Below are 21,276 nucleotides of genomic sequence, written 5' to 3'. Positions count from 1 at the left end.
AGGTGCCCCTGTAACGAATGCTCGCAGCGCTTTCGGGCTGGGATTACTCTTCTTCCAGCTCGATGTTGATACCCAGAGAGCGGATTTCTTTCAACAACACGTTGAAGGACTCCGGCATACCTGGTTCCATCCGGTGATCGCCATCCACGATGTTTTTGTACATCTTGGTACGGCCGTTCACGTCATCGGATTTCACGGTCAACATTTCCTGCAAGGTGTAAGCGGCACCGTAAGCTTCCAGCGCCCACACTTCCATCTCACCGAAGCGCTGACCACCGAACTGTGCTTTACCACCCAGCGGCTGCTGGGTAACCAGGCTGTAAGAACCCGTCGAACGAGCATGCATCTTGTCATCAACCAAGTGGTTCAGTTTCAGCATGTACATGTAGCCGACAGTAACCGGACGCTCGAACTGCTCACCGGTACGGCCGTCAAACAGCGTGATCTGACCGGAAGTCGGCAAGTCGCCGAGTTTCAGCAACGCTTTGATCTCGTTTTCCTTGGCACCGTCGAACACCGGTGTGGCGATCGGCATACCTTTTTTCAGGTTCTCAGCCAGACGCAGCACTTCTTCATCGCTGAAGGTGTTCAGGTCAACTTTCTGGCGCACGTCGTTGCCCAGATCATAAGCGCGCTGGATAAACTCACGCAGTTTAGCCACTTCCTGATGCTGCTTGAGCATGGCGTTGATTTTGTCGCCGATACCTTTCGCTGCCATACCCAGATGGGTTTCCAGGATCTGACCGATGTTCATACGTGACGGTACGCCCAGCGGGTTCAGTACGATGTCAACCGGTGTGCCGTTCTCGTCGTAAGGCATATCTTCGATCGGGTTGATCTTGGAGATAACACCCTTGTTACCGTGACGGCCCGCCATCTTGTCACCCGGCTGGATCTGACGTTTAACCGCCAGATACACTTTGACGATCTTCAGCACGCCCGGTGCCAGATCGTCACCCTGAGTGATTTTGCGGCGTTTGGCTTCGAGTTTCTTCTCGAACTCATGCTTGAGTTCGTCGTACTGCTCGGCCAACTGCTCCAGCTGATTCTGTTTGTCTTCGTCAGTCAGGCCCAGTTCCAGCCAGCGCTCGCGCGGCAGCTTGTCCAGTTTCTCGGCTTCAACACCACCGGCAACCAGCACGTCGTGAATACGGGCAAACAGACCGGCTTCCAGAATCTGCAACTCTTCGGTCAGGTCTTTCTTGGCCTGCTTGAGCTGCATTTCTTCGATTTCCAGCGCGCGCTTGTCTTTTTCCACACCATCGCGGGTAAAGACCTGCACGTCGATAACCGTACCGGAAACGCCGTTCGGAACACGCAGAGAAGAGTCTTTCACGTCAGACGCTTTCTCACCGAAGATAGCGCGCAGCAGTTTCTCTTCCGGTGTCAGCTGAGTTTCGCCTTTCGGCGTCACTTTACCGACCAGAATGTCACCGCCGGTCACTTCCGCACCGATATACACGATACCGGATTCATCCAGCTTGGAGAGCGCCGCTTCACCCACGTTCGGGATGTCAGCGGTGATCTCTTCCGGCCCCAGCTTGGTGTCACGGGACACGCACGCCAGTTCCTGAATGTGGATGGTGGTAAAACGGTCTTCCTGAACCACACGCTCGGAAACGAGGATGGAGTCTTCGAAGTTGTAACCGTTCCACGGCATGAACGCGACACGCATGTTCTGGCCCAGCGCCAGTTCACCGAGATCGGTAGACGGGCCATCAGCCAGTACATCGCCGCGCTCAACCGGCTCACCCAGCGACACACACGGCATCTGGTTGATACAGGTGTTCTGGTTGGAACGGGTGTATTTGGTCAGGTTGTAAATGTCGATACCGGCTTCGCCCGGATACATCTCGGCTTCGTTAACTTTGATAACGATACGAGAGGCATCAACGTACTGCACGGTACCGCCGCGTTTAGCAACTGCGGTTACACCGGAGTCAACGGCAACCGCACGCTCCATACCGGTGCCGACCAGCGGCTTGTCCGCACGCAGCGTTGGTACAGCCTGACGTTGCATGTTCGCACCCATCAGGGCGCGGTTGGCGTCATCGTGTTCCAGGAACGGGATCAGGGACGCACCGACGGAAACCACCTGCTGGGTGGAAACGTCCATGTAGTCAACCTGGTCGCGGCTGAACAAGCTGGATTCGCCCTTGCTACGGCAAGTCACCAGTTCGTCAATGAAGTGGCCTTCGTCATCCAGGTTGGTGTTCGCCTGAGCAATAACGTAGTTGCCTTCTTCAATCGCTGACAGGTAATGAATTTCGTCAGTCACCACGCCATCGCGTACACGGCGATACGGGGTTTCCAGGAAACCGTACTCGTTGGTCTGCGCGTACACGGACAGCGAGTTAATCAGACCGATGTTCGGACCTTCAGGCGTTTCGATAGGACATACACGACCGTAGTGAGTCGGGTGAACGTCTCGCACTTCAAAGCCAGCGCGCTCACGGGTCAAGCCGCCTGGGCCCAATGCGGAGATACGGCGTTTGTGCGTAATCTCGGACAGCGGGTTGTTCTGGTCCATAAACTGAGACAGCTGGCTGGAACCGAAGAACTCTTTTACTGCTGCGGAAATCGGTTTAGCGTTGATCATGTCCTGCGGCATCAGCGTATCGAGATCGCCCAGTGACAGACGTTCTTTCACCGCACGCTCAACACGCACCAGACCGACGCGGAACTGATTTTCCGCCATCTCGCCCACAGAGCGGATACGACGGTTGCCCAGGTGGTCGATATCATCGACTTCGCCCTTACCGTTACGGATATCGATGAGTTTTTTCATCACATCGATAATGTCTTCTTTGCTGAGAATGCCGGAGCCTTCAATCTCTTCGCGCAGCAGGGAACGGTTGAACTTCATACGGCCAACCGCAGACAGATCGTAACGATCTTCAGAGAAGAACAGGTTTTCAAACAGCGTTTCAGCCGCTTCGCGTGTCGGCGGTTCACCAGGACGCATCATGCGGTAAATTTCAACCAGAGCACTCAGGCGATCGTTAGTCGGGTCGACACGTACTGTTTCAGACATGTACGGACCGTGATCAAGATCGTTAGTGAACAGGGTTTCAATGCGTTTGTGACCGGATTGGCTCAACTTGGCCAGCAGATCCAGCGACAGCTCCATGTTCGCCATCGCGATCACTTCACCTGTGCTTTGATCCACATAGTCTTTCGCCAGCACTTTACCAGCGATGTATTCGACCGGCACTTCAATACGTTCGATACCGTCTTTTTCCAGTTGACGAATATGACGCGCCGTGATGCGGCGGCCTTTCTCAACGTAGACTTTGCCGTCGGCTTCGATATCGAAAGAGGCGGTTTCACCACGCAGGCGCTCAGGCACCAGCTCCATCTGCAATTTGTTGTTGTGAATCTCATACACCACTTTATCGAAGAACAGATCCAGAATCTGTTCAGTGGTGTAATTCAACGCACGCAGAATGATGGTCGCAGGCAGCTTGCGGCGGCGGTCGATACGAACAAACAGGTTATCTTTCGGGTCAAACTCGAAATCCAGCCAGGAACCACGGTAAGGAATAATACGTGCGTTATACAGCACCTTACCGGAAGAGTGGGTTTTACCCTTGTCGCTATCGAAGAACACACCTGGGCTACGGTGCAACTGAGAAACGATCACGCGCTCAGTACCGTTGATGACAAAGGTACCGTTGTCGGTCATGAGCGGGATTTCGCCCATGTACACTTCTTGTTCTTTAATGTCTTTAACGGTGCCTTCCGGCGCTTCGCGCTCGTAGATCACCAGACGCAGCTTCACACGCAGCGGAGCAGAGAAGGTGACACCACGAATTTGACACTCTTTCACGTCAAATACCGGCTCACCCAGGCGGTAGCTCACATACTGCAATTCGGAATTGCCGCTGTAACTTGAGATAGGGAATACGGAACGGAATGCGGCTTCCAGACCATACTGACCTTCCGGATCTTGCTCGATAAACTTCTGGAACGAGTCAAGCTGGATAGAAAGGAGATAAGGTATATCCAACACTTGTGGACGTTTACCAAAATCCTTACGAATGCGTTTTTTCTCGGTATAGGAGTAAACCATAGGGTTCCTCAGCTCGCTGACAAGTCGACCCACTTTGTCCGCCCTGAAAAGGACGGTTCATGCAACACCATTTATGTCGATCGGAAAGTGGAGCACTTTCCGCAATACCTGTTTCTATCACTCTTAAACCATTTCATTGCGCTTTACACAGAACAGACTGCTCTGGCGCAGTATATTAAGTCGTCGATAGAAACAAACATTGATGGGAAACCAGTCGTCAAACAGTGTGAAAAACGGCTGGTGCCCTACAGCGCAAAAAGGCTGGTGACTAAAAAGTCACCAGCCATCAGCCTAACGAATCAGGCTGCAACCAGAAGGGTTGGCTTATTTAACTTCAACTTCAGCGCCAGCTTCTTCCAGAGATTTTTTCAGAGCTTCAGCGTCATCTTTGCTCACTGCTTCTTTCAGAGCAGCCGGAGCAGATTCAACCAGGTCTTTCGCTTCTTTCAGACCCAGGCCAGTTGCGCCACGCACTGCTTTGATAACAGCAACTTTGTTAGCGCCAACAGCTTTCAGGATAACGTCGAACTCAGTTTTCTCTTCAGCAGCTTCAGCCGGAGCAGCAGCAACAGCTACAGCAGCAGCAGCAGAAACGCCGAATTTTTCTTCCATTGCAGTGATCAGCTCAACAACGTCCATAACAGACATAGCGGCTACTGCTTCGATGATTTGGTCTTTAGTGATAGACATGACAATTGTTCCTAACAATCAGAAAAAGTTTATACGTTAGCAAGTGCGATAACAGAGAGAGTGCAATTAAGCCGCTTCTTTCTGATCGCGAACAGCCGCCAGGGTGCGAACCAGTTTGCCAGCAGAGGCTTCTTTCATGGTCGCCAACAGGCGTGCAATTGCTTCTTCGTAAGTCGGCAGTGTTGCCAGACGGTCAATCTGAGCCGCCGGAATCAACTCACCTTCAAAGGCCGCCGCTTTGACCTCAAATTTTGCATTCGCTTTCGCGAACTCTTTGAACAAACGAGCAGCTGCGCCCGGGTGTTCCATAGAGTATGCAATCAGGGTCGGACCGACAAACGTGTCTTTCAGGCATTCAAACTGAGTGCCTTCAACGATACGGCGCAACAAGGTGTTACGAACAACACGCATGTATACGCCAGCTTCACGACCTGCTTTACGCAGTTCAGTCATTTTGTCTACGGTAACGCCACGGGAATCCGCAACGACAGCAGACAGCGCGCCTTTGGCCACTTCGCTGACTTCAGCAACAATCGCTTGTTTGTCTTGAAGATTTAATGCCATTAGCTTTTGCTCCTGGATTTAGCCGGAAAAAATTTCCGGAACTCACTTCACCTGCCACCAAAACGGTGAGCAGGCGCTAAAACACGGTGAGCAGAATCCAGCAAGACTACCCTTTAAAAAAGACATGTTTTGAAAACAGACTTTAAAAAAGAATAAAAATGTTCTTTAGGCTCTGTCACCGTCTACGCAGGGAAATTAAGTTTCTCTGCCCGAAGGCATTTGAAACACCTGCGGTCTTGGACGGAGGCCTGGATGAGGCCAGGCTCCAACCGAAAAATCGTCTCTTGTTCATTTACAGAACAACGGGCGTAAGATTATAGAGAAATCCCTCGCCCGGGTAAAGAGGAACAAAAGCTATCAGTTTGCTGCCGCGTTCAGGCCGCTCTGATCAATAGTAACGCCAGCACCCATGGTGGTGGACAGGCTGACTTTCTTGATGTACACGCCTTTTGCCTGAGAAGGTTTCGCTTTTTTCAGCGCAACCAGCAGAGACTCCAGGTTTTCTTTCAGTTTGTCAGTATCGAAATCAACCTTACCAATGGTGGTATGGATGATACCGTTCTTGTCGTTACGGTAACGAACCTGACCAGCCTTGGCGTTTTTCACTGCTTCGGCTACGTTCGGGGTTACAGTACCCACTTTCGGGTTCGGCATCAGACCACGCGGACCGAGGATCTGGCCCAGTTGACCAACAACGCGCATTGCATCAGGAGAAGCAATAACCACGTCGAAGTTCATCTCGCCTTTCTTGATCTGATCGGCCAGATCGTCCATACCTACCAGGTCAGCGCCAGCAGCTTTTGCTGCTTCAGCGTTAGCACCCTGAGTAAATACAGCTACGCGAACAGTACGACCAGTACCGTGCGGCAGTACGGTTGCACCACGAACGTTCTGATCGGATTTACGTGCGTCGATGCCCAGGTTTACGGCAACGTCAACACTTTCAACAAATTTAGCAGTGGCCAGCTCTTTGAGCAGGGCAACGGCTTCGTTGATGCCATACTGCTTGGTCACATCAACTTTTTCACGGATCACGCGCATGCGCTTGGTCAGCTTAGCCATTTCTTAATCCTCCACTACCAGGCCCATGGAACGAGCAGTACCTTCGATGGAACGCGACATCGCTTCCACGTTGGCACCCGTCATATCCGCTGCTTTAGTCTGGGCAATTTCCAGAATCTGAGCACGGGTCACTTTACCCACTTTGTCTTTGTTCGGCTTACCGGAACCAGACTTGATACCTGCTGCTTTTTTCAGCAGTACAGATGCAGGCGGGGTCTTGGTAACGAAGGTGAAGGAACGGTCAGAGTAAACAGTGATAACAACCGGAGTCGGCAGACCTTTCTCCAGGCTTTCTGTTTTAGCGTTGAACGCCTTACAGAATTCCATGATGTTAACACCCTGCTGACCCAGAGCAGGACCGACTGGCGGGCTCGGGTTAGCCATACCAGCTGCAACTTGCAGCTTGACGTAGGCTTGTACTTTCTTGGCCATTTAACTTTCCTCTAATGGGTGATATCGCTTCGCAAGGAAGCTCCCCGTCGTTTACGTATCATGTTATACGTCTCTGGACGTATAAAACAAAGGCGCGAAATTGTAGGTCAATTTCGCGCCGCAGACAAGCACCACATTCGCGTGATGATTAGCCTTTTTCCACCTGACTGAAATCCAGCTCAACCGGCGTTGCACGGCCGAAGATAGAAACAGAAACTTTCAGGCGGCTTTTCTCGTAATCCACTTCCTCGACTACACCGTTAAAGTCAGCAAATGGGCCATCATTAACGCGCACCATTTCACCTGGCTCAAACAGGGTTTTCGGCCGTGGTTTATCACCCACTTGTTGCAGGCGATTCATAATGGCATCAACTTCTTTATCGCTGATGGGTGCAGGACGATCGGAGGTTCCGCCGATAAACCCCATAACACGCGGCACACTACGCACCAGATGCCAACTGGCATCATCCATCACCATCTGCACCAGCACATAGCCGGGGAAGAATTTACGTTCGCTTTTACGGCGCTGCCCACCACGGATTTCAACGACTTCTTCGGTCGGAACCATCACCTCACCGAAGTGCTCTTCCATGTTGTGGAGTTTAATGTGCTCACGCAACGACTGCGCTACACGACCTTCAAAGCCAGAAAACGCCTGAACGACGTACCAACGTTTCTTTGGAGCTTCAGACATCTTAGAACCTCAGGCCAGTAATAAACGACACCAGACGCACTAAAATGCCATCCAGTCCCCATAAAATCAGTGACATAACAGCAGTAACGGCGGCCACAATCAGTGTCGTATGTAAAGTTTCCTGCCGGTTCGGCCAGATAACCTTGCGAACTTCAGTACGGGCTTCACGCGCAAATAATACTGTCGCTTTGCCTTTCGTTGTCAGCAATGCAACGCCACCTGCGGCAGCTATCAACACAACGACCGCCATAGCACGCAGCGGCAGGCTGAATTCGCGGTAATAATAGTTACCTACAATGGCTACAACCAATAGCACTGCAACAACCAGCCATTTCAGCGCCTCAAGACCACGCCCGCTCTCCTGAGCTTCGGTATTCGCACTCATAAACCAACCTGTCACTAGTTTCAGACAAATAATCTTGCCCTGCCGTAAGGGCAAACCAGACCGGAAACGTCATGTATCCGGGACTCATACCACTTACACAGAGCCTATCTCACCAATGATTATACCGCACAATCGTTGATGAGATAGGTTCTACGATAAGAGCGTAGAAAAAGGGCATCAAATGATGCCCTTTTACCGCATGTTGCGTCAATTCCTATCGCAATTAAGCGATAACTTTGGCAACCACGCCAGCACCTACGGTACGACCACCTTCACGGATTGCGAAACGCAGACCGTCGTCCATCGCGATCGGCGCGATCAGGTTTACGACCATCTTGATGTTGTCGCCTGGCATCACCATTTCCACGCCTTCCGGCAGTTCGATGGTGCCTGTCACGTCAGTGGTACGGAAGTAGAACTGCGGACGGTAGCCTTTGAAGAACGGCGTGTGACGGCCACCTTCGTCTTTGCTCAGAATATACACTTCAGATTCGAACTGAGTGTGCGGCTTGATTGAACCCGGTTTAGCCAGTACCTGACCACGCTCAACTTCATCACGTTTGGTACCACGCAGCAGAACGCCAACGTTCTCGCCTGCACGGCCTTCGTCCAGCAATTTGCGGAACATTTCAACGCCGGTACAGGTGGTTTTCGTGGTGTCTTTGATACCCACGATTTCCACTTCTTCGCCCACTTTAACGATGCCGCGCTCTACACGACCGGTCACGACAGTACCACGGCCAGAGATAGAGAATACGTCTTCGATCGGCAGCAGGAACGGCTTGTCAATCGCACGCTCAGGTTCCGGGATGTAGCTGTCCAGCGCTTCGGCCAGTTCGATGATTTTCGCTTCCCACTCGGCTTCGCCTTCCAGCGCTTTCAGCGCGGAACCGCGGATAACCGGCGTGTCGTCGCCTGGGAAGTCGTACTGAGACAGCAGCTCACGCACTTCCATCTCAACCAGTTCCAGCAGCTCTTCGTCATCAACCATGTCGCATTTGTTCAGGAACACGATGATGAACGGAACGCCGACCTGACGACCCAGCAGGATGTGCTCACGCGTCTGCGGCATCGGGCCGTCAGTCGCAGCAACAACCAGGATAGCGCCGTCCATCTGGGCTGCACCGGTGATCATGTTTTTCACGTAGTCGGCGTGCCCTGGGCAGTCAACGTGCGCGTAGTGGCGAGTCGGGGTATCGTATTCAACGTGAGAGGTGTTGATGGTGATACCACGCGCTTTTTCTTCCGGTGCGTTATCGATCTGGTCGAATGCACGAGCCTGACCACCGTAGGTTTTTGCCAGAACGGTAGTGATGGCAGCGGTCAGCGTTGTTTTACCATGGTCAACGTGGCCGATAGTACCGACGTTAACGTGCGGTTTTGTACGTTCAAATTTTTCTTTAGACATCGATTGTCCCTCTAAGACACGGATAAATCGGTGGTATCACCACATCAACCAAGCAATTACTTGCTGAACTTTTAACAGAAAGAAAATCAGGAGGAAAAAAAAGAAGTGGTGCTGATAGGCAGATTCGAACTGCCGACCTCACCCTTACCAAGGGTGCGCTCTACCAACTGAGCTATATCAGCACATCTAATTGGAGCGGGCAGTGGGAATCGAACCCACATCATCAGCTTGGAAGGCTGAGGTAATAGCCATTATACGATGCCCGCATCCTGGAACTCGGCTACCTGATTTCTCTGTAGAACTTAAAGCAAGGTACATTTTATAGTTGTACCCTGCTTTTTTTCGATCCGGATTTAGTTATGCGTACCGCATCGATTTTATCCTGTCACCAGGATTGAATTTGGTGGTGGGGAAGGATTCGAACCTTCGAAGTCTGTGACGGCAGATTTACAGTCTGCTCCCTTTGGCCGCTCGGGAACCCCACCTAATTGTATGCACTTGATGGTGCCGGCTGCCGGAATCGAACTGGCGACCTACTGATTACAAGTCAGTTGCTCTACCTACTGAGCTAAGCCGGCATCAAGTGCTGCGCATTCTAGGCAGAGGTGGCAGTCTATGCAACAAAAAAATTGCTCAAATCGCACTACCGCCTAGATTTTGCACAAATATGGATACTATTTCACACACCAGCCAATAAGCTGAGCGAATAATCAGCAAATTGCGTTTGCAATACCTACACGCAAGGGTCTTTTGCTCATGTATTTCAGGATAAAAAAACAGCATTGCCTCCCTTCATGACACAGACCTTTTCCACTGACCATCATGCACAGCTACGCTGCATGCATTGTTGTATACCGTAGCAAGTAAATTTTTTACTCAAATCTTCGATATTTTTCCAAGAAATCCACTTTTCTCTGTAACAAAGAAGGGTGACGAGTAACACCATCTTGGTTAACGAGACTGGAAAGCGGCTTATGAAGCACGCAACGCTGAGTGACAGGTTCTGGGTTCTGCGCATTTGTCCTGGCATCCGCACTTAGTCTGTTTTTTACTTCTTTTTCGGCCCCTCATGGTGGTAACCTGCCATTTGGACGATGAATTCTTATCAGGAAAGGACACTGCGGCTGCTGTCTGTTCAGCAGACCTGAATACCATACGCTTTATTACGGCTGGGTAGCGGGCTATTTCCTTCCTTAACTGGTTGCGCCATGCAGAACATACTTATGATTAAAGAGCAATCTTTCGCCACGCCTTATCTTCAATTCAATCGCCAGCAGTGGGCTAACTTACGTGATTCTGTGCCACTCACCCTGACTGAAGATGAAATTATTAAACTCAAAGGCATCAACGAGGATCTCTCTTTAGATGAGGTTGCAGAGATTTATCTGCCATTATCGCGTTTACTGAATTTTTATATTAGTTCTAATTTACGGCGTCAGGCTGTACTTGAGCAGTTCTTAGGCACGAACGAGCAAAAAATTCCGTATATTATCGGTATTGCAGGTAGCGTTGCTGTTGGGAAAAGTACAACTGCACGAGTATTACAGGCACTACTTAGCCGCTGGCCGGAACACCGTAAAGTTGAATTAATTACAACGGACGGTTTTTTACATCCGAACAAAGTATTACAGGAAAGAAACCTGATGAAGAAAAAGGGCTTTCCACAATCCTATGACATGCATAGCTTGGTAAAATTTGTTTCTGATATAAAATCAGGCGTCTCACGCGTTAGTGCACCGACATACTCCCATTTAACGTATGATATCGTTCCCGAAAGTAATAAGGTCATAGAACAGCCAGATATTCTTATCCTTGAAGGATTAAATGTTCTGCAAAGTGGTATGGATTACTCCCATGACCCACACCGCGTATTTGTATCAGACTTCGTCGATTTTTCTATTTATGTCGATGCACCTGAAGAACTGCTAAAGTCATGGTATATCAATCGTTTTTTAAAATTCAGGCAAGGTGCTTTTACTAATCCAAATTCCTATTTTCACAATTATGCCAGGCTCGCAGAAGCTGAGGCAATTAATATTGCTTCACAACTGTGGCAGGAAATCAATGGATTAAACCTACAGCAAAATATTTTACCAACGCGTGAGCGGGCCAGCCTGATTATGACGAAAAGCGCTAATCATGCCGTTGAATATGTAAGATTGAGAAAATAAGGGGGGCCCCCTTATTTTCCACGCAAGGATATTTCGCCACCTATGTAGGAGTAGATATCCCCATTTTGCTCCAGAAGCAAAGCTCCTTGTGCATCAATGCCTTTATCAATACCGTTTATTTCTTTGCTACCAACAATTAGTTTTACAGGGCGGTTATAAAAATTATCCAGCCCGATCCACCGAGGAATAAATGGCGAAAGCCCTTGCTGTTCATAGATTATTAATGCATTACGAAGTTCGGTAATTAACTGAACCGCTAACATATTACGGTCAATATCAACACCAGCCTCTTGTAAATTGATCCATCCCTGATTAATTACGTCAGAACCCGATGAATTCATACGCAGATTAATTCCGGCACCGATAACCAGATGCGCTGCATCTCCTGTTCGACCATTTAATTCAACAAGAATACCAGCTAGCTTCTTATCATTTAAATATAAATCATTCGGCCATTTAACTCGCACTCCCTCAGCTCCGAGGTTCCGTAATACTTCAGTCATAATGATGCCGATGACTAAACTGACCCCCACCGCCGCCGCTGGGCCTTGTTCCAAACGCCAGTAAAGTGACAAATAGAGGTTGCTGCCAAAAGGTGAGAACCACTGCCGGCCACGCCGGCCACGGCCTGATTGTTGGTATTCAGCAATACAAACATCGCCTGAGGTAAGTGAGTCAAGGCGATCTAACAGGTATTGATTCGTTGAATCAATAACGGGTAAGACCGCCACCTGGCCACTCGTTACTTCTGAGCGAATTTTATTCGCATCAAGCAACTGAATAGGCCCAGCCAAGGCATACCCTTTTCCTGTTACAGTAAACACATCCCACCCCCATTCTTTAATAGTCTGGATATGTTTATTAATCGCAGCCCGGCTCATTCCGATTATCTCACCGAGATATTCACCCGAATAAAACTCACCGTCAGATAAAATAGAAATTAATTTCAGTGGAACGGTATAATCTTTCATGACAATACCTCGACTGCATCGACTTCTCCAGATGTAGAAATGAATCGAACCTCAGGCTCAAGCCAGATACCAAATTTCATTGCAACTTGATTTCTGACATAACGGGCAAGTTCAACCACATCAAGACTCGTTGCCCCACCCTTATTCACAAGGACAAGGGCCTGTTTATCATGCACCGCAGCCTGGCCTATCTGGTATCCTTTTAAACCACATTGGTCGATCAACCAGCCCGCTGCCATTTTTACATCACCATCAGACTGAGGATAGTGAGGCGCTTGGGGATAATTTACTAATATCCGATCCGCGACAGCGACAGAAACTACAGGATTCTTGAAGAAGCTGCCCGCATTCCCCATTAACGCTGGATCAGGTAATTTACTTTTCCTCATCTGACAAACAGCCTCAAATACCTGTCCTGCCGTTATCGTTGCAGGATTAAAGCGAGTAAGATCGCCATACTCAAGAATAGGTTTCCAGTCTTTAGAAAGATGGAATCCTACCGCTATAATAGCGAATCCATCCTGATATTGGTGTTTGAATACACTATCCCGGTAGCCAAATTGGCATTCTTTAGCGTTCAGTCGTGTGACGTCCCCGCGTTTAAAATTAAGAACATCAACATACGTGCAAACGTTCTTCAACTCCATCCCGTATGCGCCAATATTTTGAATGGGAGCAGAACCAACACATCCTGGAATTAAAGCCAGATTCTCCAGGCCAGGGATGTGATGTTCCAGCGTATATTCCACCAGGTGGTGCCAGTTTTCCCCAGCCCCCACATGAAGTGTCCACCCTAAATTGCCCTCTTGGATCTCGATCCCTTTAATTCTGTTGAGCAGCACAGTGCCATGAAAATCTTCCAGGAAAAGCACGTTGCTGCCTTCACCTAATACCAACACGGGTTTTTCATTTTGATGGGCATATTGCCATGCAGATAATAGCTCAGGCACAGTTGTCGCAGTAATGATACCCGCAGCAACAGCAGGTAATGAAAAAGAGTTAAATTCTCTCAGGGAACAGACAGTGTTCGTCATAGTGAGCAATACCTAGTAAATAGTTAGGTATAGTCTAACTGATCCTGAAAGATTATTGGTTGATGTTTCGATGTCGGCTGAACTGATATCTAGTAATGAAATTATCCAGATATCGGGGGTTTTTAGATAAACCTTAAGTTGAAGGGCTCAAGCACCTGTCATCGCAAAAAGCATACAACGGGTGTAAAACCACACAAAAACCATAAAAAACAAAAGGCCCGGTCTTTCGACCGGGCCCTTCGCTCTGTTTGATGCCTGGCAGTTCCCTACTCTCGCATGGGGAGACCCCACACTACCATCGGCGCTACGGCGTTTCACTTCTGAGTTCGGCATGGGGTCAGGTGGGACCACCGCGCTGTCGCCGCCAGGCAAATTCGTTTCATTCCGGCCGTCATGCTCCGCTTTCGCTTACACACAACCACCCGAACCAATCTCTGAACAAGCTGAATCTCTTCTTTCCGTCTCTCTAAAACACCTTCGGTGTTGTAAGGTTAAGCCTCTCGGGTCATTAGTACTGGTTAGCTCAACGCATCGCTGCGCTTACACACCCAGCCTATCAACGTCTTCGTCTTAAACGTCCCTTCAGGGGAATCAAGTTCCCAGGGAAGACTCATCTCGGGGCAAGTTTCCCGCTTAGATGCTTTCAGCGGTTATCTCTTCCGCACGTAGCTACCGGGCAGTGCCATTGGCATGACAACCCGAACACCAGTGGTGCGTTCACTCCGGTCCTCTCGTACTAGGAGCAACCCCCCTCAATCTTCCAACGCCCACGGCAGATAGGGACCGAACTGTCTCACGACGTTCTAAACCCAGCTCGCGTACCACTTTAAATGGCGAACAGCCATACCCTTGGGACCTACTTCAGCCCCAGGATGTGATGAGCCGACATCGAGGTGCCAAACACCGCCGTCGATATGAACTCTTGGGCGGTATCAGCCTGTTATCCCCGGAGTACCTTTTATCCGTTGAGCGATGGCCCTTCCATTCAGAACCACCGGATCACTAAGACCTGCTTTCGCACCTGCTCGAGCCGTCACTCTCGCAGTCAAGCTAGCTTATGCCTTTGCACTAACCTCCTGATGTCCGACCAGGATTAGCTAACCTTCGTGCTCCTCCGTTACTCTTTGGGAGGAGACCGCCCCAGTCAAACTACCCACCAGACACTGTCCGCAACCCCGATTAGGGGCCCACGTTAGAACATCAAACATTAAAGGGTGGTATTTCAAGGTTGGCTCCATGCAGACTGGCGTCCACACTTCAAAGCCTCCCACCTATCCTACACATCAAGGCTCAAGGTTCAGTGTCAAGCTATAGTAAAGGTTCACGGGGTCTTTCCGTCTTGCCGCGGGTACACTGCATCTTCACAGCGAGTTCAATTTCACTGAGTCTCGGGTGGAGACAGCCTGGCCATCATTACGCCATTCGTGCAGGTCGGAACTTACCCGACAAGGAATTTCGCTACCTTAGGACCGTTATAGTTACGGCCGCCGTTTACCGGGGCTTCGATCAAGAGCTTCGCCTTGCGGCTGACCCCATCAATTAACCTTCCGGCACCGGGCAGGCGTCACACCGTATACGTCCACTTTCGTGTTTGCACAGTGCTGTGTTTTTATTAAACAGTTGCAGCCAGCTGGTATCTGCGACTCCCGTCAGCTCCGTCCGCGAGGGACTTCACCCACAGGAGCGTGCCTTCTCCCGAAGTTACGGCACCATTTTGCCTAGTTCCTTCACCCGAGTTCTCTCAAGCGCCTGAGTATTCTCTACCTGACCACCTGTGTCGGTTTGGGGTACGATTTAATGTTACCTGATGCTTAGAGGCTTTTCCTGGAAGCAGGGCATCTGTCACTTCAGCACCGTAGTGCCTCGTCATCACGCCTCAGTGTTGACAGCAGACCGGATTTGCCTGGTCCACCCACCTTCACGCTTAAACCGGGACAACCGTCGCCCGGATGACATAGCCTTCTCCGTCCCCCCTTCGCAGTAACACCAAGTACAGGAATATTAACCTGTTTCCCATCGACTACGCTTTTCAGCCTCGCCTTAGGGGTCGACTCACCCTGCCCCGATTAACGTTGGACAGGAACCCTTGGTCTTCCGGCGTGCGGGTTTTTCACCCGCATTATCGTTACTTATGTCAGCATTCGCACTTCTGATACCTCCAGCAGCCCTCACAGGCCACCTTCACAGGCTTACAGAACGCTCCCCTACCCAACAACACATAGTGTCGCTGCCGCAGCTTCGGTGCATGGTTTTAGCCCCGTTACATCTTCCGCGCAGGCCGACTCGACCAGTGAGCTATTACGCTTTCTTTAAATGATGGCTGCTTCTAAGCCAACATCCTGGCTGTCTGGGCCTTCCCACATCGTTTCCCACTTAACCATGACTTTGGGACCTTAGCTGGCGGTCTGGGTTGTTTCCCTCTTCACGACGGACGTTAGCACCCGCCGTGTGTCTCCCGTGATAACATTCTTCGGTATTCGCAGTTTGCATCGGGTTGGTAAGCCGGGATGGCCCCCTAGCCGAAACAGTGCTCTACCCCCGAAGATGAATTCACGAGGCGCTACCTAAATAGCTTTCGGGGAGAACCAGCTATCTCCCGGTTTGATTGGCCTTTCACCCCCAGCCACAAGTCATCCGCTAATTTTTCAACATTAGTCGGTTCGGTCCTCCAGTTAGTGTTACCCAACCTTCAACCTGCCCATGGCTAGATCACCGGGTTTCGGGTCTATACCCTGCAACTTAACGCCCAGTTAAGACTCGGTTTCCCTGCGGCTCCCCTATTCGGTTAACCTTGCTACAGAATATAAGTCGCTGACCCATTATACAAAAGGTACGCAGTCACCCTGATAAATCAAGGCTCCCACTGCTTGTACGTACACGGTTTCAGGTTCTATTTCACTCCCCTCGCCGGGGTTCTTTTCGCCTTTCCCTCACGGTACTGGTTCACTATCGGTCAGTCAGGAGTATTTAGCCTTGGAGGATGGTCCCCCCATGTTCAGACAGGATACCACGTGTCCCGCCCTACTCGTCGAACTCACGGCCTGTGCATCTTCGTGTACGGGACTGTCACCCTGTACCGTGCGCCTTTCCAGACGCTTCCACTGACACACACGCCGATGATGGTTCTGGGCTCCTCCCCGTTCGCTCGCCGCTACTGGGGGAATCTCGGTTGATTTCTTTTCCTCGGGGTACTGAGATGTTTCAGTTCCCCCGGTTCGCCTCACACACCTATGAATTCAGTGTGTGATAGTGTGTCGAAACACACTGGGTTTCCCCATTCGGGTATCGTCGGGTATAACGGCTCATATCGCCTTGCCGACGCTTATCGCAGATTAGCACGCCCTTCATCGCCTCTGACTGCCTAGGCATCCACCGTGTACGCTTAGTCGCTTAACCTCACAACCCGAAGGTGTTTCGGGATGCAAGTTTTTGAGAGACTCGAACAACACATGCATTCTCATACACATGCTGTCGTTTCAATTTTTCAGCTTGTTCCAGATTGTTAAAGAGCAGAATACTTCGCAGCATACTGTTGCCAGTACACTCTGAAGTCATTCGTTAATGGTGGAGCTATGCGGGATCGAACCGCAGACCTCCTGCGTGCAAAGCAGGCGCTCTCCCAGCTGAGCTATAGCCCCATTGTGTGAGTTCAACCTTTTTCAGCCCCGCGCCGTGCTCCCGCACCCTCGCGAAACTGGTAGGCCTGAGTGGACTTGAACCACCGACCTCACCCTTATCAGGGGTGCGCTCTAACCACCTGAGCTACAAGCCTATAAGGTTTTACTGCTCATCTTCTTCATCAGACAATCTGTGTGGACACCACGCAGGCTCTTCACTCGGTAAGGAGGTGATCCAACCGCAGGTTCCCCTACGGTTACCTTGTTACGACTTCACCCCAGTCATGAATCACAAAGTGGTAAGCGCCCTCCCGAAGGTTAAGCTACCTACTTCTTTTGCAACCCACTCCCATGGTGTGACGGGCGGTGTGTACAAGGCCCGGGAACGTATTCACCGTAGCATTCTGATCTACGATTACTAGCGATTCCGACTTCATGGAGTCGAGTTGCAGACTCCAATCCGGACTACGACGTACTTTATGAGGTCCGCTTGCTCTCGCGAGGTCGCTTCTCTTTGTATACGCCATTGTAGCACGTGTGTAGCCCTACTCGTAAGGGCCATGATGACTTGACGTCATCCCCACCTTCCTCCGGTTTATCACCGGCAGTCTCCCCTGAGTTCCCACCCGAAGTGCTGGCAACAGAGGATAAGGGTTGCGCTCGTTGCGGGACTTAACCCAACATTTCACAACACGAGCTGACGACAGCCATGCAGCACCTGTCTCAGCGTTCCCGAAGGCACCCTCGTATCTCTACAAGGTTCGCTGGATGTCAAGAGTAGGTAAGGTTCTTCGCGTTGCATCGAATTAAACCACATGCTCCACCGCTTGTGCGGGCCCCCGTCAATTCATTTGAGTTTTAACCTTGCGGCCGTACTCCCCAGGCGGTCGATTTAACGCGTTAGCTCCGGAAGCCACGCCTCAAGGGCACAACCTCCAAATCGACATCGTTTACAGCGTGGACTACCAGGGTATCTAATCCTGTTTGCTCCCCACGCTTTCGCACCTGAGCGTCAGTCTTCGTCCAGGGGGCCGCCTTCGCCACCGGTATTCCTCCAGATCTCTACGCATTTCACCGCTACACCTGGAATTCTACCCCCCTCTACGAGACTCTAGCCTGTCAGTTTTGAATGCAGTTCCCAGGTTAAGCCCGGGGATTTCACATCCAACTTAACAGACCGCCTGCGTGCGCTTTACGCCCAGTCATTCCGATTAACGCTTGCACCCTCCGTATTACCGCGGCTGCTGGCACGGAGTTAGCCGGTGCTTCTTCTGCGGGTAACGTCAATGAACAGACGTATTAAGCCTGCCCCCTTCCTCCCCGCTGAAAGTGCTTTACAACCCGAAGGCCTTCTTCACACACGCGGCATGGCTGCATCAGGCTTGCGCCCATTGTGCAATATTCCCCACTGCTGCCTCCCGTAGGAGTCTGGACCGTGTCTCAGTTCCAGTGTGGCTGGTCATCCTCTCAGACCAGCTAGGGATCGTCGCCTAGGTGAGCCTTTACCCCACCTACTAGCTAATCCCATCTGGGCACATCCGATGGCAAGAGGCCCGAAGGTCCCCCTCTTTGGTCCGAAGACGTTATGCGGTATTAGCTACCGTTTCCAGTAGTTATCCCCCTCCATCAGGCAGTTTCCCAGACATTACTCACCCGTCCGCCGCTCGTCACCCAGGGAGCAAGCTCCCTTGTGCTACCGCCCGACTTGCATGTGTTAGGCCTGCCGCCAGCGTTCAATCTGAGCCATGATCAAACTCTTCAATTTAAGTTTGATTGTGTTTTCCGAAGAAAACGGTGCTCAAAGAATTTACTGTTATTTCGTAATGAATTAACTGTTGTCACTCTTCAAGACTTTCACAAAAGTTTTTGCGAAGTGTCCTGCGAGTGCCCACACAGATTGTCTGATTAATTGTTAAAGAGCAGTGCGACCGGCCTGAGCCTGCTGTCGCGAGGTGGCGTATACTACGCTTTCCTCATGAAGAGTCAACGCTTTTTTTCGTTTCTTCTTCGCTGACACCGCGCTGCGTTGCCGCTGTTGCCGTGTCAGTGGAGGCGCATTATAGGGACTTCCTGCGGGCTGACAAGCCCTAATTGCAAAAAATCTCTCAAGCGTCTCTTTTTTCATCATCATGGCGAAACTTACCCCACAATGCGCTATTACTGTACTTTTTTATGCGCCATTTGCCCGAATGATTGCGCAAAACGCGCCACTTGCTCCCAGTCCGTGTACTCGATTTCTTTGGTGCTGTCCGTTTCTCCGCCGGTCATCCGCATGATGAGTTGGATCATGACTCGGTCAAACCAGCGATAACGAGGATAACGCAGCGCACCAGCAAACACCGCGCCAAGGTCAGGTTGCCAGGGCGAGCGTAGCAGGAACTTGCGGGTGTAGGCATTGGTTTGCAGCGAGCGTTTCTCAGGTTTCCGTGCGGTGAGATTGACGCAAAAGAAGGCGCTCGGCTTCTGCTGTAATCGCGCAAGGTTCTGGCGGATAAATTTCTCTACCGCCGGGTTGATATGCCCATAACGTACTGACGCGCCGATCATGATGCTATCGTACTTATCCAGATCAAACTCCTGGGCAGTTAGGATGTTGGCAATATCGCACTCCAGCACCCCTTTGAGGTTATTGGCAATAAAGGCGGATATCGCCCTTGTCTGCCCATCCCGGCTGGAAAACAGTATTAACGCTTTCATGGTTCTTTCCCTTTATCCGTTATTCTCGCCAGAAGGTCGGCGTAAACAGTACCAGCATAGTAAAGACCTCAAGGCGGCCAAATAGCATGGTGACAATCAGAATCCATTTTGCGGCATCGTTCATCGAGGTAAAGTTGTCAGCCACCGTGCCAAGACCCGGCCCGAGGTTGTTTAGCGTGGCTGTGACGGCCGCAAACGCCGAGAAATTATCGACCCCGGTTGCGATCACTGCCAGCATGCTGACAATAAACACCAGCGCATAAGCCGAGAAAAAACCCCATACCGCTTCGAGGATTCGCTCTGGCAACGCGCGTTGCCCAAGTTTAATGGTGTAAACCGCATTGGGATGAACCAGACGTTTTAGCTCCCGCGAGCCTTGCAAAAACAGCAGCAGGATACGTATCACTTTAAGTCCTCCACCCGTTGAACCGGCACAGCCGCCAATAAAGGCCGAGCACAGTAGTAGCACAGGTAAGAACAGCGGCCAGGATGCGATACTGTCTGTGGTGAACCCGGCAGTCGTCGCCATCGATACCACCTGAAAGAATGCCTGGTTCAGGGTTTCCAGCCCGCCCTTGTAGACATGATGCCCCCACAGTACCAGCGTGCAGACCACAACCAGCGACAGTTGCACAAAGATAAACATGCGAAATTCCGGGTCACGCCAGTAAACACGAAGGCTTCGCCCACTGAGTACCGCAAAGTGCAAACCGAAATTACAGCCGGAAATCAGCAGGAATATCGCAATAATGGTGTTAATCGTCGGGCTGTTAAAATAGCCGATACTGGCATCGTGGGTAGAAAATCCGCCAATGGCGATTGTGGAAAAGCTATGCCCGATAGCATCAAACACCGACATGCCCGCCAGCCATAAGGCCAGCGCACACAGCACCGTCAGCAAAACATAGATTAACCAGAGTGTTTTGGCGGTTTCGGCAATACGCGGGCGCATCTTGTTGTCTTTCAATGGCCCGGGCATTTCGGCACGATAAAGCTGCATCCCCCCGACACCGAGTATCGGCAAAATAGCCACCGCAAGCACAATGATCCCCATGCCACCCATCCATTGCAGCATCTGGCGATAAAACAGAATCGCTTTCGGCAACGCATCAAGCCCCACCAAAGTGGTGGCTCCGGTGGTGGTCAGGCCGGAAAAAGACTCGAAGAATGCATCGGTCATTGACAAACTGGGGCGCTCGGCGAACAAAAACGGTAACGCCCCAACGCTGCCCAGCACCGTCCAAAACAGCACCACTATCAAGAAACCTTCACGACTTTTCAGTTCGTGTCGATGCTTGCGATTCGGCAGCCATAGCGCCATGCCGATGGCCAGCGCGACAAAAAATGTCTGGATAAATGCGCGCCCCGCGCCATCGCGGTAGATAAGCGCCACCATGCCGGGAATAAACATGGTGCCGGAGAAAAGAATAACCAGTAGTCCGACAATGCGGGTTATGGCACGCAAATGCATCAGGGAGC

At 50.9% G+C, this 21,276-nt stretch carries 13 protein-coding genes, 6 tRNA genes and 3 rRNA genes; 1 reads left to right on the top strand and 21 read right to left on the bottom strand.

What is annotated here, in order from left to right; all coding sequences use genetic code 11:
* Positions 1–43: 43 nt before the first annotated feature.
* The 12 genes from rpoB to DAQ1742_RS01305 form a co-directional block, all read right to left on the bottom strand.
* Positions 44–4,072 carry a DNA-directed RNA polymerase subunit beta gene (gene rpoB / locus DAQ1742_RS01360; RefSeq protein WP_035339303.1) on the bottom strand — a complete coding sequence of 1,343 codons (4,029 nt, stop codon included), beginning with the start codon at positions 4,070–4,072 and terminating at the stop codon, positions 44–46.
* 324 nt (positions 4,073–4,396) lie between these two features.
* Entirely contained in the window at positions 4,397–4,762 is a 366-nt protein-coding gene (rplL, locus tag DAQ1742_RS01355) for a 50S ribosomal protein L7/L12 (protein ID WP_035339301.1), read from the bottom strand.
* A gap of 66 nt (positions 4,763–4,828) precedes the next feature.
* Positions 4,829–5,326, bottom strand: coding sequence for a 50S ribosomal protein L10 (rplJ, locus tag DAQ1742_RS01350; RefSeq protein WP_035339300.1), 498 nt, complete (start codon positions 5,324–5,326; stop codon positions 4,829–4,831).
* A gap of 357 nt (positions 5,327–5,683) precedes the next feature.
* Positions 5,684–6,388, bottom strand: coding sequence for a 50S ribosomal protein L1 (rplA, locus tag DAQ1742_RS01345; RefSeq protein ID WP_035339298.1), 705 nt, complete (start codon positions 6,386–6,388; stop codon positions 5,684–5,686).
* A 3-nt stretch (positions 6,389–6,391) separates the two neighbouring features.
* Complete coding sequence (gene rplK, locus DAQ1742_RS01340) at positions 6,392–6,820, bottom strand: 50S ribosomal protein L11 (RefSeq protein ID WP_035339297.1); 429 nt, start codon at positions 6,818–6,820, stop codon at positions 6,392–6,394.
* Positions 6,821–6,968: 148 nt separating this feature from the next.
* Positions 6,969–7,514 (bottom strand): transcription termination/antitermination protein NusG, encoded by a 546-nt coding sequence (gene nusG / locus DAQ1742_RS01335; protein ID WP_035339295.1) that lies wholly within the window; start codon positions 7,512–7,514, stop codon positions 6,969–6,971.
* A 1-nt stretch (position 7,515) separates the two neighbouring features.
* On the bottom strand, positions 7,516–7,899 hold the full coding sequence (gene secE / locus DAQ1742_RS01330; protein ID WP_035339293.1) for a preprotein translocase subunit SecE: 384 nt from the start codon (positions 7,897–7,899) through the stop codon (positions 7,516–7,518).
* 223 nt (positions 7,900–8,122) lie between these two features.
* Positions 8,123–9,307, bottom strand: a complete 1,185-nt coding sequence (gene tuf / locus DAQ1742_RS01325) for an elongation factor Tu (protein WP_180706188.1) — start codon at positions 9,305–9,307, stop codon at positions 8,123–8,125.
* Positions 9,308–9,413: 106 nt separating this feature from the next.
* Positions 9,414–9,489: transfer RNA gene (locus DAQ1742_RS01320), tRNA-Thr, on the bottom strand.
* 9 nt (positions 9,490–9,498) lie between these two features.
* Positions 9,499–9,573: transfer RNA gene (locus tag DAQ1742_RS01315), tRNA-Gly, on the bottom strand.
* Positions 9,574–9,708: 135 nt separating this feature from the next.
* Positions 9,709–9,792 (bottom strand) — tRNA-Tyr (locus DAQ1742_RS01310).
* Positions 9,793–9,809: 17 nt separating this feature from the next.
* Positions 9,810–9,885, bottom strand: a tRNA-Thr gene (locus tag DAQ1742_RS01305).
* Positions 9,886–10,530: 645 nt separating this feature from the next.
* On the opposite strand from DAQ1742_RS01305, the gene coaA reads away from it, so the two are divergent.
* On the top strand, positions 10,531–11,478 hold the full coding sequence (gene coaA / locus DAQ1742_RS01300; protein WP_035345650.1) for a type I pantothenate kinase: 948 nt from the start codon (positions 10,531–10,533) through the stop codon (positions 11,476–11,478).
* Positions 11,479–11,489: 11 nt separating this feature from the next.
* Here coaA and birA read toward each other — a convergent pair whose 3' ends face one another.
* The 9 genes from birA to trkH form a co-directional block, all read right to left on the bottom strand.
* Positions 11,490–12,449 (bottom strand): bifunctional biotin--[acetyl-CoA-carboxylase] ligase/biotin operon repressor BirA, encoded by a 960-nt coding sequence (gene birA / locus DAQ1742_RS01295; protein WP_180706212.1) that lies wholly within the window; start codon positions 12,447–12,449, stop codon positions 11,490–11,492.
* On the bottom strand, positions 12,446–13,483 hold the full coding sequence (gene murB, locus DAQ1742_RS01290) for a UDP-N-acetylmuramate dehydrogenase (RefSeq protein WP_035339289.1): 1,038 nt from the start codon (positions 13,481–13,483) through the stop codon (positions 12,446–12,448). Before murB ends, birA begins: the two co-directional genes overlap by 4 nt.
* A 253-nt stretch (positions 13,484–13,736) precedes the next feature.
* Positions 13,737–13,852: ribosomal RNA gene (rrf, locus tag DAQ1742_RS01285) — 5S ribosomal RNA — on the bottom strand.
* Between the two features lie 118 nt (positions 13,853–13,970).
* A 23S ribosomal RNA gene (locus DAQ1742_RS01280) occupies positions 13,971–16,879 on the bottom strand.
* A gap of 166 nt (positions 16,880–17,045) precedes the next feature.
* Positions 17,046–17,121, bottom strand: a tRNA-Ala gene (locus DAQ1742_RS01275).
* 57 nt (positions 17,122–17,178) lie between these two features.
* Positions 17,179–17,255 (bottom strand) — tRNA-Ile (locus tag DAQ1742_RS01270).
* 68 nt (positions 17,256–17,323) lie between these two features.
* Positions 17,324–18,865 (bottom strand): 16S ribosomal RNA (locus tag DAQ1742_RS01265).
* The 16S, 23S and 5S rRNA genes sit together here with 2 tRNA genes alongside, the layout of an rRNA operon.
* A gap of 392 nt (positions 18,866–19,257) precedes the next feature.
* Positions 19,258–19,797, bottom strand: a complete 540-nt coding sequence (gene hemG, locus DAQ1742_RS01260) for a menaquinone-dependent protoporphyrinogen IX dehydrogenase (RefSeq protein ID WP_035339287.1) — start codon at positions 19,795–19,797, stop codon at positions 19,258–19,260.
* Positions 19,798–19,816: 19 nt separating this feature from the next.
* Positions 19,817–21,268 carry a Trk system potassium transporter TrkH gene (trkH, locus tag DAQ1742_RS01255; RefSeq protein ID WP_035339286.1) on the bottom strand — a complete coding sequence of 484 codons (1,452 nt, stop codon included), beginning with the start codon at positions 21,266–21,268 and terminating at the stop codon, positions 19,817–19,819.
* Positions 21,269–21,276: the final 8 nt, after the last annotated feature.

Origin of the sequence: Dickeya aquatica, assembly GCF_900095885.1 — a bacterium.
Taxonomy (GTDB): Bacteria; Pseudomonadota; Gammaproteobacteria; order Enterobacterales; family Enterobacteriaceae; genus Dickeya; species Dickeya aquatica.
The sequence above is the reverse complement of the archived record's forward strand: the minus strand, read 5'-3'. Positions and strand labels throughout refer to the sequence as shown.